General features: G+C 69.5%; 19 protein-coding genes and 1 pseudogene. 10 read left to right on the top strand and 10 right to left on the bottom strand.

The window, feature by feature from the left end; all coding sequences use genetic code 11:
- The first annotated feature begins 156 nt into the window (after positions 1-156).
- Positions 157-393, top strand: a complete 237-nt coding sequence (locus BKH20_RS15035) for a transposase (protein ID WP_143224945.1) — start codon at positions 157-159, stop codon at positions 391-393.
- Here BKH20_RS15035 and BKH20_RS05880 read toward each other — a convergent pair.
- The 3 genes from BKH20_RS05880 to BKH20_RS05875 are packed head-to-tail and all read right to left on the bottom strand — an operon-like array spanning position 321 to position 1,487.
- Complete coding sequence (locus BKH20_RS05880; protein ID WP_178388563.1) at positions 321-938, bottom strand: IS3 family transposase; 618 nt, start codon at positions 936-938, stop codon at positions 321-323. The genes BKH20_RS15035 and BKH20_RS05880 overlap by 73 nt on opposite strands.
- Complete coding sequence (locus BKH20_RS13700) at positions 826-1,206, bottom strand: IS3 family transposase (RefSeq protein ID WP_081381606.1); 381 nt, start codon at positions 1,204-1,206, stop codon at positions 826-828. Before BKH20_RS13700 ends, BKH20_RS05880 begins: the two co-directional genes overlap by 113 nt.
- Positions 1,203-1,487 (bottom strand): transposase, encoded by a 285-nt coding sequence (locus tag BKH20_RS05875; protein ID WP_075390310.1) that lies wholly within the window; start codon positions 1,485-1,487, stop codon positions 1,203-1,205. Before BKH20_RS05875 ends, BKH20_RS13700 begins: the two co-directional genes overlap by 4 nt.
- 440 nt (positions 1,488-1,927) lie before the next feature.
- On the opposite strand from BKH20_RS05875, the gene BKH20_RS05870 reads away from it, so the two are divergent.
- The 4 genes from BKH20_RS05870 (at position 1,928) to BKH20_RS05855 (ending at position 7,925) form a co-directional block, all read left to right on the top strand.
- Complete coding sequence (locus BKH20_RS05870; protein ID WP_075390309.1) at positions 1,928-2,953, top strand: bifunctional riboflavin kinase/FAD synthetase; 1,026 nt, start codon at positions 1,928-1,930, stop codon at positions 2,951-2,953.
- Between the two features lie 219 nt (positions 2,954-3,172).
- A complete protein-coding gene (gene rpsO, locus BKH20_RS05865; RefSeq protein ID WP_010613637.1) occupies positions 3,173-3,442 on the top strand; it encodes a 30S ribosomal protein S15 in 270 nt (89 codons plus the stop codon).
- Positions 3,443-3,987: 545 nt separating this feature from the next.
- Entirely contained in the window at positions 3,988-6,333 is a 2,346-nt protein-coding gene (locus BKH20_RS05860) for a polyribonucleotide nucleotidyltransferase (RefSeq protein WP_070662123.1), read from the top strand.
- A 185-nt stretch (positions 6,334-6,518) separates the two neighbouring features.
- The gene (locus BKH20_RS05855) at positions 6,519-7,925 is read left to right on the top strand and encodes a M16 family metallopeptidase (protein WP_075390324.1); all 1,407 of its coding nucleotides are present in this window, start codon (positions 6,519-6,521) and stop codon (positions 7,923-7,925) included.
- An 86-nt stretch (positions 7,926-8,011) separates the two neighbouring features.
- On the opposite strand, the gene BKH20_RS05850 is transcribed toward BKH20_RS05855, so the two are convergent.
- Positions 8,012-8,908, bottom strand: coding sequence for an oxidoreductase (locus BKH20_RS05850; protein WP_075390308.1), 897 nt, complete (start codon positions 8,906-8,908; stop codon positions 8,012-8,014).
- 122 nt (positions 8,909-9,030) lie between these two features.
- Between BKH20_RS05850 and BKH20_RS05845 the strand changes: the two genes are divergently transcribed.
- Both BKH20_RS05845 and BKH20_RS05840 read left to right on the top strand, forming a co-directional pair.
- Complete coding sequence (locus tag BKH20_RS05845; protein WP_070662129.1) at positions 9,031-9,708, top strand: TetR/AcrR family transcriptional regulator; 678 nt, start codon at positions 9,031-9,033, stop codon at positions 9,706-9,708.
- Between the two features lie 110 nt (positions 9,709-9,818).
- Positions 9,819-10,785: pseudogene (locus BKH20_RS05840) on the top strand (IS481 family transposase).
- Here the strand turns inward: BKH20_RS05840 and BKH20_RS05835 are convergent.
- A complete protein-coding gene (locus BKH20_RS05835; RefSeq protein ID WP_256693047.1) occupies positions 10,782-11,267 on the bottom strand; it encodes a YbhB/YbcL family Raf kinase inhibitor-like protein in 486 nt (161 codons plus the stop codon). The pseudogene BKH20_RS05840 and the gene BKH20_RS05835 sit on opposite strands and share 4 nt — an antisense overlap.
- 315 nt (positions 11,268-11,582) lie before the next feature.
- On the bottom strand, positions 11,583-12,011 hold the full coding sequence (locus BKH20_RS05830; protein ID WP_070662132.1) for a MarR family winged helix-turn-helix transcriptional regulator: 429 nt from the start codon (positions 12,009-12,011) through the stop codon (positions 11,583-11,585).
- A gap of 148 nt (positions 12,012-12,159) precedes the next feature.
- Between BKH20_RS05830 and dapB the strand changes: the two genes are divergently transcribed.
- On the top strand, positions 12,160-12,912 hold the full coding sequence (gene dapB / locus BKH20_RS05825; RefSeq protein WP_070662135.1) for a 4-hydroxy-tetrahydrodipicolinate reductase: 753 nt from the start codon (positions 12,160-12,162) through the stop codon (positions 12,910-12,912).
- Positions 12,913-12,962: 50 nt separating this feature from the next.
- Here the strand turns inward: dapB and BKH20_RS05820 are convergent, their stop codons facing one another.
- A complete protein-coding gene (locus BKH20_RS05820) occupies positions 12,963-13,709 on the bottom strand; it encodes a GNAT family N-acetyltransferase (RefSeq protein ID WP_070662138.1) in 747 nt (248 codons plus the stop codon).
- Positions 13,710-14,022: 313 nt separating this feature from the next.
- Between BKH20_RS05820 and dapA the strand changes: the two genes are divergently transcribed.
- Positions 14,023-14,919 (top strand): 4-hydroxy-tetrahydrodipicolinate synthase, encoded by an 897-nt coding sequence (dapA, locus tag BKH20_RS05815; RefSeq protein WP_070662140.1) that lies wholly within the window; start codon positions 14,023-14,025, stop codon positions 14,917-14,919.
- A 22-nt stretch (positions 14,920-14,941) separates the two neighbouring features.
- Positions 14,942-15,388, top strand: a complete 447-nt coding sequence (locus tag BKH20_RS05810) for a pyrimidine dimer DNA glycosylase/endonuclease V (protein ID WP_081381610.1) — start codon at positions 14,942-14,944, stop codon at positions 15,386-15,388.
- 39 nt (positions 15,389-15,427) lie between these two features.
- Here BKH20_RS05810 and BKH20_RS05805 read toward each other — a convergent pair whose 3' ends face one another.
- From BKH20_RS05805 to BKH20_RS05795, 3 genes are all read right to left on the bottom strand, one after another.
- Positions 15,428-17,209, bottom strand: coding sequence for an AMP-binding protein (locus BKH20_RS05805; protein ID WP_075390307.1), 1,782 nt, complete (start codon positions 17,207-17,209; stop codon positions 15,428-15,430).
- A 75-nt stretch (positions 17,210-17,284) separates the two neighbouring features.
- On the bottom strand, positions 17,285-19,201 hold the full coding sequence (locus tag BKH20_RS05800; RefSeq protein ID WP_075390306.1) for an AMP-binding protein: 1,917 nt from the start codon (positions 19,199-19,201) through the stop codon (positions 17,285-17,287).
- Between the two features lie 159 nt (positions 19,202-19,360).
- Entirely contained in the window at positions 19,361-21,970 is a 2,610-nt protein-coding gene (locus BKH20_RS05795) for a HelD family protein (protein ID WP_075390305.1), read from the bottom strand.
- Positions 21,971-22,422 lie beyond the last annotated feature (452 nt).

Genomic DNA, 22,422 nt, shown 5'->3' with positions numbered 1-22,422 from the left:
CTAAGTTGCGCTGTTGAGCGGATCCTAAAGGTGAGTTGCTGGGCATGGATTTGTTATATCGGGAGACTTAATCACGGGGTGCACAAGAATATGATTCCTATGGGGTGCGTGGTGTTTCTCGGACTGGAATGAGTTTTCGTCCCGCGAGTCGATAGGATGGATGCCTTACCAGCAGCGAGATACTCCGAGGAGTTCAAGGAGCAGGTGGTGCGAGAAGTCATCGAGAAGGAACGCACCATCTCCTCGGTCGCGTCGTATGACCTGACTCGTGACAGCTTTGGACTGCCGGGTGTTTTTCGGACACTGCTTGTTTTCTTGCTTCAGACTGCCTTCGTTAAGTTCAGGAGCTCGCGTTCGACTTCGTTCGGGGTGCGGTATCCTAGGGCTGAGTGAAGGCGGACATGATTGTATCTCAGCTCGATCCACGAGGCAATATCCTTGACCGCCTTGTCCTTGGTCGGGTACACCATTCGGTGGACTCTCTCATTCTTGAGCGTGGCATTGAACGACTCTGCCCACGCATTGTCCCAGCACACCCCCGTACGCCCCACTGAGGGACGAGTGCCATAGGAGTTGAGGTGGTCAAGGAATCTTTGAGACATGTACTGACTACCTCGGTCCGAATGAAAGATCGTCACGCCCTCCTCAATCGGACACCTGCGTACCGCCATGTCAATGGCCTGGCACACCAGGGAGGTACGCATGTGGTCGCCCATCGCATAACCCACGACCTTCTTGGTACAGCAGTCCAGAACGGTCGCAAGATAAATGAATCCGGCCCACGTCCTGACATAGGTGATGTTCCCGCACAGCTTCTTGCCGGGCTCATTGGCGGTTGAAGTCCCGCCTGAGCAGGTCCGGGCGCTCGTCCAGGTCCTCAGCCGGTATGGTGGTTCGGACCTTTGCCCGCGGCCCGGCGGTCTGTAGCCCCAGGTCACGCATGATGGCGCGGATCGTGGAACCGTCGACCCGCACACCGCGCCGCTCCAGGATCACCTGAATTCTTCGGTACCCGTAGGTACCATCGGAGTCCTCAAAAACTTCTTTAATCATGATGGCCAGTTCCTCCCTCCTGATGGCCGCCTGTGACTGGGGTCGGTCGCGCCAGGAGTAGTATTCTGATTTTGATACCCTGGACCATCGGCACATCGAGGAGACGGGATAATGGCCTTCTTCGCGGTTGATCAGCTCGTAGCGCTCGGTCACGGTCGTTCCTTGGCGAAGAAGGCGGCTGCTTTTTTCAGGAACTCATTCTCCTGACGCAGCTCACGGACCTCTGCTCTCAGCTTCGCTATTTCAGCCGACTCGGAGGCTTTCTCGCGGTCCTGGTCGGTGGCGTGCTCCTTTTTGTATCTTGCGACCCAGTTACCTACTGTTTGGGCAACAAGGTCGTATGAGGCGGCCACTGACGCTATCGTGCGTTCCTTCTCGACCACCTCACGCACCACTTGGGTCTTGAACTCGTCTGAGTATTTCGCTGCTGGCATGGGATCTATCCTATCGACTCACGGGAAGAAAAACTCCCCCAGTCCGAGAAACACCACGCACCCCAGGCGATGAGGGCGGTCAGGGCGGCGGCCACAACGGCGCCGCGCCAGGTCCGCCTTGAGAAGTCTCATCAGCATGACAGCAGCCTCCTTGGAGTCTGTCGTCGGTCTTGCGGGCTCTTGTCCAGGTGAGGGATTCCCAGGTGGGGGAACGGTTCTCGACACTAATCGACTGACAGTCGGTGTCGAGAATAGACCGACGGTCGAAACGCGTCAAGGCGTGTCGAGGCGGCCGGGTCGCATTCGGCGCTGCCTCCGTGGCAGGGTTGTCCCGCACAAGCGCCTCTCCCGACCCGGCGGGGCGGGCAGGGGTGTGCGGGTGCGGATGCAGACAGGGGTGCGGTGCGCCCCGCGGGCCGATGAGAGCAGGGACAGCAACAGTGGAGGTCTGGTACGGCGCCGAGCAGGTGCCAGCGAACCTGAGCGCTCCGGGAGGACCGGGTTCCGTGGTCACCATGGGCATCTTCGACGGCGTCCACCGCGGGCATCAGGCGGTCCTGGGACGCGTCGTCGAGCTGGCCCACGAGCTCGCCCGCGGCGGTCGGCGGCCCCTGGCTGTCGCGGTCACCTTCGACCCCCACCCTCGTAGCGTCCACCAGCCGGGCCTGGACCTCCCTCTCATCACCTCCCTGACCGACCGCCTGGCCTCCCTGGAGGACCTCGGCCTCGACGCGGTCCTGGTCATCACCTACACCCTCGACTTCGCCGACCAGAGCCCGCAGAGCTTCGTGCGCACCTGGCTGGAGGGTCTGCTCGGTGCCCGCGCGGTCGTCGTCGGGGACGATGTGCGCTTCGGATGCCACAACTCCGGGGACGCCGCCACCCTGGAGCAGCTCGGTCGCGCCGACGGCTTCGAGGTCGAGATCGTCTCGAAGATCCGCTCCGACGAGGGGAGGCGCTGGTCCTCGACCTGGATCCGTCAGTGCCTCAAGGACGGGAACATGGGGCAGGTCAGCCGGATCCTGGGCCGTCCCCACCGGCTGCGCGGCGTCGTCGTGCGGGGTCTGCGCCGCGGCCGCGAGCTCGGGTTCCCCACCGCCAACCTGGAGGCCGCCACCGCCGGCGTCGTGCCGCCCGACGGGGTCTACGCCGGCTGGCTGATTCGCGGTGGTGGAGACGGGGGCGGCGTCCAGCGGCTGCCCGCCGCGATCTCGATTGGCACCAATCCCACCTTCGACGACGTTCCCCAGCGCACCGTCGAGGCTCACGTCCTGGGGCGAGCCGACCTCAACCTCTACGGCGAGGAGGTGGGGATCGAGCTCGTCGAGCGCCTGCGCCCCATGCTCGCCTTCGACGGGCTCGATGCGCTCCTGGTCCAGATGCGCGCCGACATCGAGGACACCGCCCGGATCCTGGACGTCCCGGTCCCCGAGCCGATCCGTCCCGAGGACGTCACCGCGCAGTAGCTCCGGTGGGCACGCCGAGCCTTCGGGGAGGGCTCGCCGTCGGAGCCTGACCGCCGCATCCCGCTTCAGGCCTGTCACTGTGCCGGTTCACACAGCCTCTGGCGCGATCGGAGGGATGCGGCGCTGGTAAGGTTGGCGGGCCGTCGATCGGCCACGGATACCTCATGCCCGGGAGAACCTGCCCCGGCGCTCCGTGCAACGAGACCCGAAGGAGTCCGCATGTCGGTTACCGCAGAGCGCAAGCAAGAGATCATCGCCGAGTACGCCACCCACGAGGGTGACACGGGCTCCCCGGAGGTCCAGGTCGCCATCCTCACCGAGCGCATCTCCAACCTCACCGAGCACTTCAAGGGCCACGCCCACGACCACCACTCGCGTCGTGGCCTCTACCTGCTCATCGGTAAGCGCCGTCGCCTGCTCGACTACCTCATGAAGGAGGACATCGAGCGCTACCGCGCCCTCATCGCCCGCCTCGGCATCCGTCGCTGAGCGCGCTGACAGCCTCGAGCCGTGCGGCCCGGCCCCTCTGGAGGGGAGCCGGGCCGCACGGCGTTTGAGCTTGAGAGGGCCTTCGTCCGCGCTCATAAGCAGTGAGGCGGAGAGTGCCTTGATGTCCTCTCGGGGCGCGGGGCGCGTGCCCGCTTCGTCTTGCCGCTGGCCACCGCTTTGTCACGATCAGGCGAGGCCGATTCGGGAAGTCATCAGTTGCGCGCGTCCCATCTCACGCGGCACCCGGCGGCGCTGATCGGCATCATGAGGCCGCGCACGATAGAATCTGCGCGGCTGTGCCCTCGTGTACTGGCCGGCTCATTGATGCTCTCCCAGCGTGCGAGCCGGCCAGGAGTACGCAGGTGGCGCAGTCCGCCCCTGGGAAGAGACCCGGGGAGCGGCCGGCCCCGTCGGTTTTCGGTGGTGGCCTCCGGAACCGCGCTCGCGCCGTTGGATCATGGAGATCTGCGTGTGGCAGGACTCGGCTCCGTGGGCCTCGATCGAAGGCCACGGACCCGGCACGACGATCGCGAGAAAGAGACTTCATGTTCATTGACGACCCCGAGGTCACCGCCGCCGAGGCAGTGATCGACAACGGCTCCTTCGGCAAGCGAGTGGTGCGCTTCGAGACGGGCCGCCTGGCCAAGCAGGCCGCTGGAAGCGCCATGGCCTACCTCGACGGTGAGACCGTCGTCCTGTCCGCCACCACCGTGGGCAAGCACCCCAAGGACCAGTTCGACTTCTTCCCCCTGACTGTGGATGTCGAGGAGCGTCAGTACGCCGCCGGCCGTATCCCCGGCTCCTTCTTCCGCCGTGAGGGCCGCGCCGGCACCTCCGCCATCCTGGCCTGCCGCCTCATCGACCGTCCGCTGCGCCCCTCCTTCGTCAAGGGCCTGCGCAATGAGGTCCAGGTCGTTGAGACCGTGCTGGCCATCCACCCCGACGACGACTACGACGTCCTGGCCATCAACGCCGCCTCCATGTCCACCCAGATCGCCGGCCTGCCCTTCTCCGGGCCCGTGGCCGGTACCCGCCTGGCCCTCATCGACGGGCACTGGGTGGCCTTCCCCCGCTACTCCGAGCAGCAGCGCGCCACCTTCCAGATGGTGGTGGCCGGCCGCGTCCTGGAGTCCGGCGACGTCGCCATCATGATGGTCGAGGCCGGCGCCACCGAGCACTCCTGGGAGCTCATCAACGCCGGGGCCGTGGCCCCCACCGAGGCCGTCGTCGCCGAGGGCCTGGAGGCCGCCAAGCCCCACATCAAAGCCCTGTGCGAGGCCCAGCTCGAGGTCGCCCATCACGCCTCGAAGCCCACCGCCGAGTTCCCCCTCTACCTGGACTACACCGACGAGCAGTACGACGCCGTCGAGAAGGCCGCCGAGGCCCACGGCCTGGCCGCCGCCATCGCCACCGAGGGCAAGCAGGCCCGCGACCTGGCCACCGACGCCGTGCGCGACGAGGTCCTGGCCGAGCTCGCCGAGTCCTTCCCCACCGAGGAGGACACCAAGGCCCTCAAGGCCGCCTTCCGCTCCGTGACCAAGAAGATCGTGCGCCACCGCACCCTCACCGAGGGTGTGCGCATGGACGGGCGCGGCCTGAAGGACATCCGCACCCTGGCTGCCGAGGTCGAGGTCCTGCCCCGCGTGCACGGCTCGGCCATCTTCGAGCGCGGCGAGACCCAGATCCTGGGCGTGACCACCCTCAACATGCTGCGCATGGAGCAGCAGGTGGACGACCTCTCCCCGGTCACCCACAAGCGCTACATGCACAACTACAACTTCCCGCCCTTCTCCACCGGCGAGACCGGCCGCGTGGGCGCCCCCAAGCGCCGCGAGATCGGCCACGGCAACCTGGCCGAGCGGGCCCTCGTGCCGGTCCTGCCCACCCGCGAGGACTTCCCCTACGCGATCCGCCAGGTCTCCGAGGCCCTGGGCTCCAACGGCTCGACCTCCATGGGTTCGGTGTGCGCCTCCACCCTGTCCCTGCTCAACGCCGGTGTGCCGCTGCGCGCGCCCGTGGCCGGTATCGCCATGGGCCTCATGCACGAGGTCATCGACGGCGAGACCAAGTGGGCCACCCTCACCGACATCCTCGGCTCCGAGGACGCCTTCGGGGACATGGACTTCAAGGTCGCCGGAACCCGTGACTTCATCACGGCCCTCCAGCTGGACACCAAGCTCGACGGCCTGCCCTCCGAGGTGCTGGCCGGCGCGCTCGGCCAGGCCCGTGACGCCCGCCTGTTCATCCTTGATGTCCTGGCCCAGGCCATCGACGCCCCCGACGAGATGGCCCCCACGGCCCCGCGCGTCCTGGCCGTGCGCATCCCGGTGGACAAGATCGGTGAGGTCATCGGCCCCAAGGGCAAGATGATCAACCAGATCCAGGAGGACACCGGCGCGGACCTGACGGTCGAGGACGACGGCACCGTCTACATCGGCGCCTCCGACGGTCCCTCGGCCGAGGCCGCCCGTGACGCCGTCAACGCCATCGCCAACCCGCAGATGCCCGAGATCGGCGAGCGCTTCGTGGGCACCGTGGTCAAGACCACGACCTTCGGTGCCTTCGTCTCGCTGACCCCCGGCAAGGACGGACTGCTCCACATCTCCCAGATCCGCCGACTCGTCGGCGGCAAGCGCGTGGAGAACGTCGAGGACGTCCTCAACGTGGGGGACAAGGTGCAGGTCGAGCTGGCCGAGATCGACCAGCGCGGCAAGCTGAGCCTGCACGCGGTCCTCACCGACGAGCAGCTCGCCGCCGAGGCCGAGGGCAAGGCCTCCCGTGAGGGCGGCCCGCGCCGCGAGGCCAAGAACGAGGACGGCGAGCAGCCGCGCCGTGAGCGCCGTCCGCGCCGTCGCCGCATGCGCAGCGCCGAGTCCTCCGAGGAGGAGTGAGCCCCGTTCAGCGGCCCTAGCCCACTGACGCATCTCCCCGGTGTCCCCGTTCGGTCCTCTGGGCCGGGCGGGGACACCGCCGTCATCGGGGCAGGGCGTTCGCTGCGCGCGGCAGGACGCGGCCGGGTGCGGGAACGACAGTGGGCCCCGCATCCCGCTAGTCTTCGCGGGTGACCAACCCAGACATGCGAGCCGGCTCAGCCCGGCCGGCGGCCTCTCAGCCTTCCTCGACCCCCGCGACCGGGCAGTCCTCGAGCCCGACCGACTACGCCGAGGTGGATCTCGGGCGCGGGCGGCCCGGCCGTGACGGCACCGAGCTGACCCTGCACGATGACGGTGCGCTCACTCGCCGCTCCGTCCTGCCCGGCGGGGTGCGCGTCATCACCGAGTCCGTGCCGGGGCTGCGCTCGGCCTCGATCGGCATGTGGTTCGGTGTCGGCAGCCGTGACGAGGTACCCGGTCAGGAGGGGTCCACCCACTTCCTGGAGCACCTGCTGTTCAAGGGCACCGCCACGCGCGACGCCCACGACATCGCCGAGGCCTTCGACATGATCGGCGGGGAGTCCAACGCCGCCACCTCCAAGGAGCACACCTCCTACTACGCCCGCGTGCTCGCCCCGGACTCCATGTCGGCCCTCGACGTGCTCGCCGACATGGTGACCTCCTCCCTCCTGGAGCCCACCGACGTCGAGACCGAGCGCGGCGTCATCGTCTCCGAGCTCGCCGACGCCGACGACGACCCCGCCGACGTCGCCCAGGAGGCCTTCGCCCGCGCCGCCTTCGGTGAGGACACGCCGCTGGGCCGCCCTATCGGCGGCACCAACGAGACCGTCACCGCGGTGCCGCGCGACGCCGTGTGGGAGCACTACAAGCGCACCTACGCCTCCGACACCCTCGTGGTGGCCGCCGCCGGCGCCGTCGACCACGACGAGGTCTGCGAGCGGGTCCTGGCCGACCTGGCCACGGCCGGCTGGGACGCCTCACCCGACGCCGCCCCGCGCGAACGCCGCTTCGAGGTCGAGCCCTTCGCGCCCCTGGACGTCCACGACATCACCGTCCCGCGCGAGAGCGAGCAGAGCCACCTGTACCTGACCTGCCAGGGCATCGCCGTGCGCGACGAGCGGCGCTGGGCCATGAGCGTGCTCACCACCATCCTGGGCGGAGGCATGTCCTCACGCCTGTTCCAGGAGGTGCGCGAGAAGCGGGGCCTGGCCTACACCACCTACGCCTTCGACACCTCCTACGCCGGTGCCGGAGCCTTCGGGCTCTACGCGGGCTGCGCCCCCGGTGACGTCGACGAGGTGTGCGCCGTCATGATCGGCGAGTTCGAGAAGCTTGCCGAGCGCGGCGTCACCGAGCGGGAGATGATGCGTGCCCGTGGTCAGCTGCGCGGGGCCATGGTGCTTGGGGGAGAGGACTCCCTGGCGCGCATGGGTCGCCTGGGGCGGGCCGAGGTCGTCACCGGGCGCCTGCGCTCCATGGGGGAGAACCTGCGCCGCCTGGAGGCCGTCACCCCTGAGGAGGTCCGGGAGATGGCCGCCTGGCTGGTGGAGCAGAAGCGCGCCCGCATCCTCGTGGGCCCGGTCGACTGACGGCTGCCAACGACTGAACGGGGCCGACGACGCACTGCGACATGCAGTCGTCGTCGGCCCCGGTACTACGTGGGTAGGTGTGCGGCTCAGCGAGGGACACCCATCGCGGCACTGATGAGTCGGTCGAAGGCGCGGTCGGGCAGGACCCGGCGCGCGGCGATGAGAGGCTTGGCCATGAAGCCCACGGCGTAGCGGGTCCGGGGGTGACGGGCGGTGACGATCTTGCCGATGGTACGGGCGATGACCTCCGGCGGGGAGTTGCGCCGCTGGTATGCCTCCCCACGCATGGAGTTGGCCACGGCCCGGATCTGATCGGCGTAGGCGCTGCCCTCGGCCGTGGCCTCCAGGTGGTCGGCGGCGATCGACGACCACTCGGTGCGGATGCCGCCGGGCTCGACCACGACGACGTCGATCCCAAAGGGGCGCAGCTCCATGCGCAGGGCGTCGCTCAGGGCCTCGACGGCGTACTTGGTGGCGTGGTACCAGCCGCCCAGCGGTGTGGTCAGCTTCCCGCCCATGGAGGAGATGTTGATGATGGTGCCCGAGCCCTGGGTGCGCATGTGCGGGGTGATGAGCTGGGTGAGGCGCCCCAGGCCGAAGACGTTGACCTCGAACTGGTGGCGGGCCTCGTCGATCGGGACGTCCTCAATGGCCCCGTAGGAGCCGTAGCCGGCGTTGTTGACCAGGACGTCGATGCGGCCGGTCTCCTCCAGGATGCGGTTCACGCCGGCGCTCATGGAGGCGTCGTCGGTGACGTCCATGGCCAGCGGGCGGATGCCATCGGCGGTCAGGGCCTGGAGACGGTCGGTACGGCGGGCCGCGCCGTAGACGATATAGCCCAGTGCCTGGAGCTTGCGGGCGGTGTCCTCACCGATGCCGGAGGAGGCGCCGGTGACGAGGGCGGTGCGGGTCGCACCGTGGTCTGCTGAGCCGGCAGGAGAGCTCTTGGTGGCGGTGGCTTGGTCGGGCGTGGCGGTGGTCATCGTCTGAGGTGTCCTCTCGTTAACATGAATCGTCGTTCAGGTACTATCATGAATGCGGATTCATGTTTGTGCAAGTGAGATGCTCGGCACGATATCGGGCAGGCCTGAGGAAGGGGAGAAGGATGGCTCGGGTGATCCATGATGCGGTCGATCGGGACGGAGCGGTGATGGAGACGAGTGGTGCGACGTCGGAGCGCTCGGCACGGCGTGCCGACGCGGTGCGCAACCGGACCGCCATCCTGGAGGCCGCTAAGCGGCTGGTCGCCGAGCAGGGCACTGAGGTCGCCATGGGGGAGATCGCTCGGGTGGCCGGCGTGGCCGTGGGTACGCTCTACCGGCACTTCCCCAACAAGGCGGACCTGCTTGCGGCGGTCGTCAACGAGTACGTCGAGGCCCTGGCCGATGACGCTCAAAGCGCCTGGGAACGCGTCGAGGCCGGCTGGTCCGATGCCGACCAGGAGCTCCTGGGCTTCTTGGAGCGGGCGCTGGAGATGATCGCCCGCAGCCACGCCGCCAAGAGTGTTGCTCGGGCGCTGGGTGCGGAGGTGGAGTACGCAGAGCCGGAGACTCGCGCCACCGAGGCGCTGGAGCGCCTCATCGAGGCGGGGCGCTCCAGCGGCCGGCTGCGACGCGACCTCACCGTCTCCGACCTCTACATCCTCATGGTCTTCTACCCCGGCGACGGCTCGGTCGAGGTCCGGCGGCGCTGGCTCGAGCTCATCCGCCCCGGTCTGCTGGGGTGTGCGAGCTCTGACTTCCAGGGGGCTGAGAGGTCGGAGGGTGTGAGAAATCCCGGTTGAACCGTTCTCTAGGTGTACTTCCTTGGGAGGTTGTGAACGGGGCTGAGGTTGTGTGAAGGCCTCCGGCAGGATGTGGGTTGACACGCTCGCATCACTGACCGGAGGCCTTCATGACCCACGCTAACGCACCGCTGACCCCTGAGGGGCGTCGTCGTCTTGCCCGTCTGGTGGTGGAAGAAGGCTGGCCTGTGCGCCGGGTGGCCGAACGCTTCCAGGTCTCGCCGGCCAGCCCATGGAGGACCGCTCCTGCCGTCCCCACCACAGCCCAGGGCGGCTGGCAAGGCGCACTGAGCGGCGCATCATCGCCTTGAGGTTCAACCGCCGGTGGGGGCCCCACCGCATCGCCTACCACCTGGGCCTGGCGCGCTCCACTGTGGGGCGCGTTCTGGCCTGGTACAGCATGCCCCGCCTGAGCGAGGTGGATCAGGCCACCGGGCTGGTGGTGCGCCGCCCGGTGCCGGTGCGCTATGAGAAGACCAGTCCTGGGGAGCTGGTCCATCTCGATATCAAGAAGCTTGGCCGCGTCCCCGACGGCGGGGGCTGGCGCGCTCACGGACGGGGCTCAGCGCCCGCCCTGGCCGCGGACCGCGCCAGGACCCGCACCCGCCGTCGGGGCGGCCCGGTGGGAGGCTATCGGTACATCCACCACGCGATAGACGACTACTCGCGCCTGATCTACTCCGAGATCCTCGATGATGAGCGCAAGCAGACCGCTGCCGGGTTCTTTCAGCGCGCCAACGCGTTCTTTGAGGACCTGGGCGTCACCGTCCAGGCTGTCATGACCGATAACGGGGCCTGCTACCGCTCACGGGACTTTAACCAGGTCCTGTCCGCAGCCGCGGCGTCAAGCACCGCTACACCCGCCCCTACCGGCCCCAGACCAACGGCAAGGTCGAGCGTTTTAACCGTACTCTGGCCCTCGAGTGGGCCTACGCCCACACCTACACCAGCCAGACCCAGCGCGAGGCCGCCTACCAGACCTGGCTCCACCACTACAACCACCACCGACCCCACACCGCCCTGGACGGCCAAACCCCCGCCAACCGCGTTCACAACCTCACAGGGAAGTACACCTAGGCCGGGGCGGCCGTTGCCATGAGGTGACCGCGGGCCAGCGTGTGGGTACTGATGGTGAAGCCGAGCATCTCCGGAGTGGTGGTGCCCGACTCTGGCAGTTGCTCGATGTCGAGAGCGGTTACGGTGAAGTAGTACCGATGCGGTGAGTCGCCCTTGGGCGGGGCCGCGCCCAGGTAGCGGGGCATGCCGGCATCGTTGGGGATCTGAACCGCTCCGGGGGGAAGCAGCGTCGAGTTGGCGTCACCCGCACCTGCCGGCAGTGTGGTGGTAGTGGCTGGGAGGCTGTGCACCGCCCAGTGCCAGAACCCGGAGCCGGTCGGTGCGTCAATGTCATACATGGTGACGACATAGCTCTTGGTTCCCTTGGGTCCGGGGCTCCACTGCAACTGGGGCGACTGGTCCTGTCCGTTCGGGACCCCGAAGATGCCTGACATCTGGGCTCGGGGCAGAGCCGCCCCGTCCGTGAGGGTCTGGCTGCTCACAGACAGGCTCGGCACCTTCGGTAGCCTCTTGTAAGGATCTTCCGGTGCTGAGGCTGCTGAAGCACTTGCCGGTGACGTTGCTGCCGTGGAGGTGGATGTATCAGTGGTGGAGATGGGGGAGCAGGCGGCGCAGCACAGGAGTGCTGCACAGCTGATGCTTGCGAGGTACCGCCACCTGCTCCCCGGCTGTGTGGTGAGGGTGCTGGTGAGTGTCCGTCGGTTCGAGGTGTGCTGACGCGGTGATGAAGTGAGGTTGGTGGGCATGCCGTCAACCTAACCACCCTGTATCTCTATATGGACATTCTGTCTCAGTATTCAGTCATAGAGTGTGGCTGCCGCACGAATCCGCTCCAGAGCGGCCAGAAGGTCGTCAACCTTGGTCGGTGCGGCTGCGTCCTGGAGTGACCGCTCCAGGGCGCGGACTCTCTCGTCGGCTGTCGCCAGGCTGCTTCCCCCTCGGTCGCTCAGTCGTAGGACGAGCGCCCTGCCGCCGTGTGGGGATGGCTGAGAGGTGATGAACTCCGCCTCCCTGAGCCGTCTGACGGTCTGACTCATGGCCTGCTGGGAGATGTTGCAGTCCCGCGCCAGCTGGGTGGTTGTGGCCTCCCCGGAGTGTCGCAGCATGAGCAGGGCGTTGTACTGGGCCTTGGTCAGCCCACTGTCAAGGACCGCCCGATCCTTGGCGCTCTGGCTGGCCTCCGCCGTGAGTCGCAGATGTGCAAGAAGTCGGTCCATGGGGCTCATGCCCTAAGAATGACATGTATTTGTATCAAAACAAGTAATTGTGAATAAGTGTGGTGGGACTCTCACTTGTGGTTTTGAGTCGGCACTTGCATGCAGTTGGTTCTGCGCCGTCGCGTTTGATGTGCACGTCAGTCGCTAGGGTGGGGTTATGACGATTCGCGTAGCTGTTGTGGGCGCCGCCGGGCGCATGGGATCGACCGTCTGCAAGGCGGTGGAAGACGCCGAGGGCCTTGAGCTCGTGGCCCGCCTGGACGTGGGGGACGCCCTCGACGCCGAGCACCTGGTGGGCGCCGACGTCGCCGTCGACTTCACCGTCCCCAGTGTCACCGAGGCCAACGTCCACGCCCTGCTCGACGCCGGAGTGGACGTCGTCGTGGGCACCACCGGCTGGAACGAGGAGTCCTACGGGCGCGTCCGCGAGCACCTGGCCCGCCCCGAGGCCGCCGGCCGCAGCGTCCTCATCGCCCCCAACTTCGCCCTGTCCGCCGTGCTGGCCATGAGCTTCGCCGCGAAGGCCGCCCCCTACTTCGAGTCCGCCGAGGTCATCGAGCTCCACCACCCCAACAAGGTCGACGCGCCCTCGGGCACCGCGGTCGCCACCGCCCAGGGCATTGCCGAGGCCCGCGCCGAGGCGGGCCTGGGCGCCATGCCGGACGCCACCCAGGCAGACCCCGACGGCGCTCGCGGGGCGGTGGTCGATGGCGTGCACGTCCACGCCGTGCGCCTGCGGGGGCTGACCGCCCACGAGGAGGTCGTGCTCGGCAACCCCGGTGAGCAGCTGACCATCCGCACCGACTCCTTCGACCGGGCCTCCTTCATGCCCGGCGTGGTCCTCGCCGTGCGGCAGGTCTCCAGCCGCTCCGGCCTGACCATCGGCCTGGACGCCCTGCTCGACCTCTGAGACGGGGCTGTCGGGAGCCGGTTGGGGCCGGGTAGGGGGCCGGTGAGGTGCTACAGCGAGGCCGCCCAGCAGTCCTCTGTGATGCCCGCACCGACGCCGAGCACCCGGTGCGCCCCGGTGGGCGCCATGCCCACCGAGGACAGGAGCCGGCTGACCGACTGATCCCCGCGCACCGCCCAGGCCACGAGCGCCCTGGCGCCGTCCTGCCGGGCCAGGTCCACGGCCGCCGCCAGGAGCCGGGAGCCGTGCCCGCGGCGCTGACTGGCCGGCTCCACGCCCAGGGCCGTGACCTCCACGGCCCGTACTCCGGACTCGTCGACGTGCCCCTCGGCGTCCATGGACTGGGTGGGGGCCAGGCCCAGCAGACCCACCACCGTCCGGCTCACAGCATCCGCCTGGGCGGTGGTGGCCACCAGGACGTGGTGCTCGGGCGAGGGCGGCTCAGTCACCGCCGCCTCCCAGCCCGCCGCGATGACCGGGGCGGCGATCATCGCCCGCACGCCCTCGGGCAGCGGGGCACTGTGCTCGGCGGTGTGGCCGGCCTCAAGAGAGGCGAGCATGGTGGCGGCCTGGACCTGCCCGATCGCCGTCAGGTCCGCCGCCCTAGCAGGGCGCACGAATCCCCCCGGTGCCTGAGGGTCATCGTGATCATGCAGGTCATGAGTGCCGGGGGAGTGCTGGTGAGGTGCGCGCATGTTCAGATCGGAGCCGAGTCCGGCCAACGGATCAGCGCCCAGAACAGAGGATTCGTCCCGGCTGCCGGAAGGCGAGAAGCTTGCGGGGGTCGAGGAGTCCATGACTCGAGCCTAGGACCTTGTGCATATCGATGTCGGAGGCCCGGGTGCCATGGGCGCAAGGCCTGGAGAACGCTCGGTGGCCAGGCGGGTGGCGGGAAAGTGTCCGAATGGGACGACTTTGACTGGAGCGTTTCACGGAGCCAGATTGCGTTTGTGCAGGTCGGAGGGGTTCCGGCCCAGCAGTGGTGAGGGCCGGAGACTCCAAAGTCGTCCCATTCGGACATAATCGGCCTGTAGTCTGTCCGCTGCTCGCCTATCTGACAGATCGTGAGAACGCATCTTCCGTACGCCCGGCCCGCGTTAGGGTGGCGCCATGAGCGCAGCCCCCTCCCGCAGCTTCGGTTCCGTCGGCGTCGCCATGGTCACCCCCTTCACGCCCAGTGGGGAGGTCGACTTCGACACCGCCCGTGCCCTGGCGGTCAGCCTGGTCGATGACGGCGCCGACCTGATCCTCCTGTCGGGCACCACCGGTGAGTCCCCGACCACTCACACTCCCGAGAAGCAGGAGCTGATCCGTCAGGTCAAGGACGCCCTGGACGGGCGCGCCATGGTCATGGCCGGCGCCGGCTCCAACGACACCGCCCACGCGGTGCGCATCGGCGTGGCCTCCCAGGAGGCCGGCGCCGAGGGCCTGCTCATCAACGCCCCCTACTACAACCGCCCCAGCCAGGAGGGCGTCTACCAGCACATCAATGCCGTCGTGGAGGCCACCGACCTGCCCGTCATGGTCTACGACATCCCCGGGCGCACCGGCGTGAAGATCACCGAGGAGACCCTGGCCCGCCTGGCCGAGAACCCCCGCGTCAAGGCCGTCAAGGACGCCACCGGTGACGTCGAGCAGGGCTTCCGGCGCATGGAGTCCACCGGCCTGGAGTACTACTCCGGCGACGACGGCCTCAACTTCGCCTGGCTCACCCACGGCGCCTCCGGCGTCATCTCCGTGGCCGCCCATGCCGACGCCCACTCCTGGCGCCAGATGATCGGCGCCGTTGACGCCGGGGACCTGGCCAGCGCCCGCACCCTCGCCCGGAGCCTGCGTCCCTTGGTCCACGCCATCATGGGTGGCGGGCAGGGGGCCGTCATGGCCAAGGAGGCCCTGCACCTCCAAGGACGCCTGCCCAGCCCCTCCCTGCGCCTTCCCCTGGTGCGCGCCGAGGAGACCGAGGTCGCCGCCCTGCGTGAGGTCCTGGTCGCCTCCGGGCTGCTCTGAGAACCAGCAGGGCGCGCCCGCGATGCGCATGTGGTCGCTGCACCCGAGCCACCTGGACCGCGCCGGCCTGGTGGCCTGCTGGCGCGAGACACTCCTGGCCCAGGCGGTCCTGGCCGGACGCACCCGCGGCTACCGCAACCACCCCCAGCTCGAGCGCTTCCGCGCCGCCCCTGATCCGGTCACCCCGGCGGTGGCGGTGGGCGCCTACTTGTGGGGGCTGCGTGAGGAGGCCGTTCGGCGCGGCTACCGCTTTGACACCACCCGCATTGACGTCCCTGAGCCGGAGTGCGTCGGCGTCAGCCTGACGGTCACCGAGGGGCAGATGGACCTGGAACGAAGGCACCTTGAGGCCAAGCTGGCCGGGCGCGCCCCCGAGCTCCTGCCCCTGCCGGAGCGGCTTGAAGCGCACCCGATCTTCCGGGTCGTCCCCGGTGACGTGGAGCCCTGGGAGCGGGCACTGACCCCGTAAGACCCGGGCGGGCACAGAGGCGACCGGTACCGCGGCCGCTCAGCCCTCTTCCGTGGCTCCGGCAAGCACCCGCTCGCGCACGACGCGGCGCAGGATCTTGCCGATCTGGGAGCGTGGCATCTCCTTGACGATCTCCAGGCGGTGCGGCAGCGCGTAGCGCGGGACCGTCCGCTCGGCGTGCTCCCGCACCGCCTCCAGGGTCACCGACCCCGGCGCGGTCCCCTCGGTGAGAACCACGGCGGCGCACACGAGCTCGCCCATAGCGCCGTCGGGAAGGCCCACCACGGCGACGTCGGCCACGCCCTGCATCGAACGGATCGCCGCCTCCACCTGACTGGGGTAGACGTTGAAGCCGCCGGTGAGGATCAGCTCGCGCTTGCGGTCGGCCATCCACAGGAAGGAGTCCTCCCGGCGCACGATGTCGCCCGTGCGCAGCCACCCGCCCGGCAGGATCGCGGCCTGCGTGGCCGCCTCGTCCTCCCAGTAGCCGGCGAAGACCTGGGGGCCGCGCACCAGCAGCTCGCCCGGCTCGCCGTCGGGAACCTCCCGGTCGGGGTCCGGGTCCTCGGGGTCTACGACGCGCACGTCCGTGGACGGGAAGGGCAGCCCCAGAGCGCCCAGGCGGCGCGAGGGCCCCATGGGCGTGCCCGCGACGATCGGACTCGTCTCGGTCATGCCGTAGCCCTCGACGAAGAAGCCACCGGTCGCCTTCTCCCACCGGGCCCCGACCTCCGGCGGCATCGGGGCCGCCCCGCACACCCCGTAGCGCAGGGTGCCCAGGCTCGTGCCCCGCTTCTGAGCGCCGTCGAGGATCCGCTCGAACATGACCGGCACGCCGACGAAGAAGGTGAAGGGGCGCCGCTCGTGCGCGGCGAGCACCTGATCCACCGAGAACTTCGGCAGCATCACCTGGGTGGCGGCCTTCTGCACCGCGCAGAAGAGGTTGAAGGTCAGCCCGAAGGCGTGGAAGAAGGGCAGCAGGCACAGGAAGTTCTCCCCGCCCTCGTGCAGCATCGGCACCCAGGCGATGGCCTGGTTGGCGTTGGCCCGCAGATTGGTGTGCGTGAGCATCGCCGCCTTAGGTGTGCCGGTCGTCCCGCCGGTGTGCAGCAGGACCGCCACGTCGGAGCCGGCCGGGTAGGGGAAGCGCGAGGGGATCCGGTGAGCGCCGGCCACCTCCTTGTCCCAGGAGCGCACCCCCGCAGGCAGGCTCTGGGCCCGGAAGGCGACCCGCTGCCGGCGGGCCCGCTCCACCGGGAGACGCAGCGCGGCGCGCAGGCGCACCGGCATCGCTGCTGACAGATCCACGCTGAAGACCGTGCGCCCCTGGAGCACGTCGCCGGAGCGCGAACCAGCGGCCGCATCCGTGACGAGATCGATGCCCTTCTCCCACACGATGACGACCCGGGCCCCGTGAGCATCCAGCTGGGAGCGGATCTCCTCGGCGGGCGCCAGCGGATTGTGCTCGGCCACGATCGCACCGATGCGCAGCGCCCCGTAGAGGGCCACGGCGTGCTGCGGACAGTTCGGCATGATGAGGGCCACCCGGTCGCCCTTGTGCACCCCCGAGGTCCGCAGCACCTGCGCCGCCCGCTCCGAGGCCTCCAGCAGCTCGCGGTAGGTCATGGCCGCACCCAGGAAGTCGATGGCGACCCGGTCGGGGTAGAAGCGCGCCGCCGTCTCCAGCAGCTCGCTGAGCGGCGCGTCGGGAACCTCGATCGCCGCGGGGATACCGGGCTGGTAGTGCGGGCGCAGATAGTGGCGGTGGTCCTGGGCGGCCTGCGGTGGCGAGGCGGCGGCGTTGGTCGTGCTGTCAGTCATGTCTGTGGAGTCGAATCGGGCTGTGGGTGGGAGCAGTCGGGTGATCTGGGACGGCTGCGATCTGAAGGCGGGCCCTCAGCGGGAGGCCGCGGTGTCATGCGGCCCGGCCTTGCCGTCCTGGCCGCCCTCCTGCTGACCGCCGTCCTTGCGCTCACCCCTGCCGGGGAAGTGCTCGACGATGGACACGGCCGCCGCCGTTGCCGCCCCGGAGGCCGCCTCCCGGGCCGCCAGGAGCTCGTCGCGCACCACGCGCCGCAGCACCTTGCCGATCTGGGAGCGGGGCATCTCGGTCAGGATCGCGATCTGGCGCGGCAGGGCGTAGTTGGACAGATTCTTGGCCGCCCACTCGCGCACCTGCTCCAGGGTGACCGTCTGGCCCTCCTTGGGAAGGATCGCGGCGACGACGGACTCGTTGCCGGCCTCGGCCGGCAACCCGACGACGGCGACGTCCTCGACCTGCGGCATCGAGCGGACCGCTGCCTCCACCTCCGTGGGGTAGATGTTGAAGCCCCCGGAGATGATGAGCTCCTTGCGGCGGTCGGCGATGACGTAGAAGCCGTCTGCCTCCTGGCGCACCAGGTCGCCCGTGCGCAGCCAGCCCCCGTCCAGCAGCACCTCGGCGCTCTCCTCGGGGTTGTCCCAGTAGCCGGAGAACACCTGGGGGCCGCGGGCCAGCAGCTCGCCGACCTCTCCGGGGGCCACCTCGCGCTCGACGTCCTCAGGGTCCACCAGGCGCACCTGCGTGGAGGGGTAGGGCACCCCCAGGGTGCCGGGACGACGCGCCGGCGAGATCGGGTTGCCCAGGATGATGGGGGAGGACTCGGTCATTCCGTAGCCCTCGATGATGGTGCCGCCGGTGGCCTCCTCCCAGGCCTGGGCCACCGCCAGCGGGTTGGGGGCCGCCCCGCACACGGCGATCTTGCAGGAGGACAGGTTCGTCCCCGTGGCCCGAGCCCGGGTCACCAGACGGTCGAACATGACCGGCACCCCGGGGAAGAAGGTGGCCGGGCGCCGCTTCCAGGCGGCCAGCACCAGGTCCGCCCCGAACTTGGGCAGCACCACCTGGGTGGCGGCCAGCCCCACCGCGCACAGCAGCGACAGGGACATGCCGAAGGCATGGAAGAAGGGCAGGACGGCGTAGAAGGTCTCCTTGCCCGCGCTCGTGGTGCCAGACGCCCAGGCCAAGGACATCTCGGCGTTGGAGCGCAGGTTCTCATGGGTCAGGCACACAGCCTTGGGCGTGCCCGTCGTCCCGCCGGTGTACAGCAGAGCCGCCGCCTCCGAGACACTCGGCAGGGGGAAGCCCGTGGCCAAGGGGATGGCGGCGGCGGCCAGGTCGTCCCAGGAGCGCACCCCGGCAGGGATCCTGCCGCGCAGCTCGCGGCGCTGAGTGCGGGCGGCGGCCACCGGCAGCCTCAGGGCCAGGCGGCTGCGCAACGGAAGATGACGGGACAGGTCCACCGAGTACACGCTCAGGCCCCCCAGGCCCGCCGCCTCCAGGGAACCCACCGCCGCCACGAGGCGCTCGAGGGTCTTCTCCCAGGCGATGATGACGCGCCCGCGGTGAATGTGGAACTGCTCGCGCAGCTGGGCGGCGGGCGCCAGCGGGTTGTGCTCGGCCACGATCGCCCCGATGCGCCAGGCCGCGTAGGCCACGACCACGTGCTGAGGGCAGTTGGGAAGAATGACCCCGACGACGTCCCCGCGCCCGACCCCCAGGCCCCGCAGGGCCTCCGCGGCCCGCGCCACCTGGGTCTCCAGCTGGGAGTAGGTGGTGGTTGCGCCCAGGAAGTCCAGGGCCACCCGGTCCGGGAAGTCCCGGGCGGCGTCGCGCAGCATGCAGGGCAGGGGCTCGCTGACCGCCGGGATCGTGGAAGGCACCCCGGCCTGCCGGTAGACGGCCTGAAGGACCTCATCGTCAGAGGCGTCCAAGCCGGCCACCGGTGAGGTGTCGTGCGTGAGTGCGGGTGCCGACGTGCGTGAAGCACTCATGGGTCTTCCCCCTTGTCTGTCATGAGCCTTCCCCTGACAGGGAGGGCCTCGTCCGCCACGGGTGCCGCCCGGTACGACGACGAGAACTCAGGAGCAACCGTAACCTACGGTGGCGTAACCTGCGTGGTTGGTGGCGGTGACGGCCGTGTGCGATCCGGCTCACCGGCCGGAGGAACGCGGCTCCAGGCCCCGGGGCAGAGGCAGACGACTGACCACCCGCAGGCGGCGCGTGGGGCGAGTCATCGCCACGTACAGGTCGCCTGCGCTGCGCTCACCGACGTCGGCCGGGTCCACGAGCACCACGACGTCGAACTCCAGCCCCTTGGACAGCACCGAGTCGACCACCAGCAGCCGCGAGCGCAGCACGTCGCCTCCCGGAGCCTCCATCGCCGCGGCCAGGCCCGGGTCCTCGCGCAGCAGCGCCTCAGTGCGGCCGGGGGAGGGGGAGATGACCGCGATGCGTCCGACGCCGGCACCTACCTGCTCATCCAGGCGGGCCGACTCCTGGGCGACGACCTCACGCAAAAGACTCGCCCAGGCATCGGGCTGGGCGCCCCGAGGGGACTGGGACAGGTCGGTGACCTCCAGGCAGCCGGGCAGGTCGCGCACCGAGCGCACCGGGTAGACCGGCGGGTGGCCCAGGTGCGTCACCGTCTGCTCAGCCGCCTCCATGATCGTGGCCGGTGTGCGGTAGCAGACGCTGAGGGCCTCCTCGCGCAGCGGGGTCGAGCCTGCGCGCGAGTGCCCCGGCTGGCGGCCCTGCCGCGAGCGGGAGCGGGCCCGGTGACGGGACTGCGACCGGGACCGGCTCTGGGCCTCCGCGGTATCCTCAGCCGACGCCGTCCCCAGGGCGGTGAGCACCTCACCCCAGCTGCCGGGGGCGTGGGGGCCCGAGTACTGGGCCAGGTCTCCCACCACCGTGAAGGAGCGCACCGGGCAGCGACGCGCCAGCGCCCGCCAGGCCATGGTGCCCAGCTCCTGGGCCTCATCGACGACGACGTGCCCGTAGGTCCACGTCCGATCCGCCCGGGCCCGCTCGGCCAGAGTGAGGGTGGGGCCGCCCTGGGAGACCCGGTCGGCCAGCATCTCGGCACTGACCATCCCGCCGCCCAGCTCCTGGGACTCGATCGCCTGGGCCGCGTAGGCCACCAGGTCCTCGCGGCGGCGGGCCTCCAGGCGGGCGCGCCGGGCCTGGGCGTCCTCACTGGGGCCCAGCAGCTCGGCCAGCTCGTCGATGAGCGGGATGTCCGCTGCACTCAGGGCGCTTCCCGGCTCGCGGTGCAGCAGCGCGCGCTCCTGCTCGCTCAGGGACGGCGCCACCTGCTCCAGGAGGGCGGGCCGGCTCCACAACCGCTCCAGCAGCCCCTGAGGTGTCGTCGGCATCCAGCACAGGTTGATCTCCCGGCGGGCGTCGCGGGCGGTACGGATGTCCTCCCGGATCCAGGCGCGCGTGTCAGCATCCGAGGCGTCCTGGTTCGTGGCCGCCGCGTACTGGTCGGTCAGGCGCTCCAGGAGCCAGATCACGAAGGCCTCACGGGCTAGGTTGTGGGGCTTGCCGCCCCGACGGGCCCGGGAGGCCGCCTCACGCACGTCGTCGGGTCTCAGCGACAGGCGCACACCCTGGACCTCGATCTCACGGGGAGCATCCGGGACGCGCTGCAGGCCCCGCACCGCCCGCTCCAGGGCCTTGACCCACACGGAGCGCCCCTTGAGCTCGGCGACGCGGGCGTCCTCCTGCGCCGTGGCCCGCACCCCGGGAACCAGGTCTCCGATCGTCGTGGAGACCACCCCCGTCTCGCCCAGGGAGGGCAGGACCTGCTCCACGTAGCGCAGGAAGGTGCGAGACGGCCCCACCAGGAGCACGCCGGAGCGTTCCAGGCGCTCGCGCTCGGAGTAGAACAGGTAGGCCACCCGGTGCAGCGCCACCGCCGTCTTACCCGTCCCCGGGCCTCCCTGGACCACGAGCACACCGCGTCCCGAGGAGGTGACGACCCGGTCCTGCTCGGCCTGGATCGTGGCCACGATGTCACCCATGCGGCCGTCGCGGGCGCTGGACATCGCGGCGATGAGCGCCCCCTCGCCCTGCAGGTCCCCGGCGGCCACGGCGGCCCCCGACGAGCCGGACGGAGCCTCGCCGGCCTCCAGGGCGGCCAGGTCCAGGACCTCGTCCTCCACCCCGAGCACCTGACGGGCCTGGGTGTCGATGTGCCGCCGACGCACCAGCCCCATGGGGCGGGAGGCCGTGGCCTGATAGAAGGCCCGGGCAAGAGGGGCGCGCCAGTCCAGGATCACCTCACGGTGCTGAGCATCCTGCAGACCGATACGGCCCACGTAGTGGCGCCGCCCCCCGTCAGTGACCGGGGAGGAGCCACCCGTACCCCGGCCGGAGCCGGTGGCGGAGGCCTTCCCCGAGAGCCCCGAGTCCGGCGCGTCATCGGCTGACCCGCTCATGTCCATCCGCCCGAAGACCAGACGGTCCTCGACCCCCTCCAGGGAGGAGACCAGCGACGAGTAGTGCACGGCGTAGGCGTCCCGCTCCCCGCGGGACTGGTGGGTGCCGCTGACGCCCTGGGCCTCGGTGCGGGCAAGGGAGTGACGGGCCTGAGCCAGCTGACGGTCCAGTTCGCTGTAGGCGAGGTCAACGACAACCTGCTCACCGCGCATCTCGCGCTCGCGGACACTGCCCGCATCTTCCTCCACCCGCGACGGCGCCTCCTGCTGGGAGTGCGGTGGGCGAGAGGGGATCGTCTGACTCACAAGGCCTCGCATCGGTTCTGGTTCCGGCCGGCAGGCACGTGGGGCGCGCTGGTCGGCTCTGGTTGACGCTGACGGGTACTGGGGTCGGTGATGGCTTCAGTACGGTCGACCCATTATTCTCCTGCTGACGCCCCGACGGGGACGCCGAGGGCGAACAAGGCGCCCGAACCCGGCGTGGGCGGGAACATCGACAATCCAGAAGGTGTTGGCAGGAGTGCCCAGGACGCTAACCGCTGTTCCCGGGCACTCACCCGGACGAATCCTGATAAAACGCCGAATCGTGTCACTGAGCCGAGGTCACTCGACATCGCTCGACCAGGAAGCGACTCAGACGGGATCGCACCGGGCGCTGAACCCAGACCATGCTGAGACCATTGCACGACACGGACACGCCCTCCCCGGCGCCGTCGGTCTCGTTCGCCCGTCAGGGCGGGCGAGCGCACCGACGGGCCGATGCTGCGGGA

The organism is Actinomyces oris (assembly GCF_001937445.1).
GTDB lineage: Bacteria > Actinomycetota > Actinomycetes > Actinomycetales > Actinomycetaceae > Actinomyces > Actinomyces acetigenes.
This window is presented reverse-complemented; position numbering and strand designations above follow the sequence as displayed.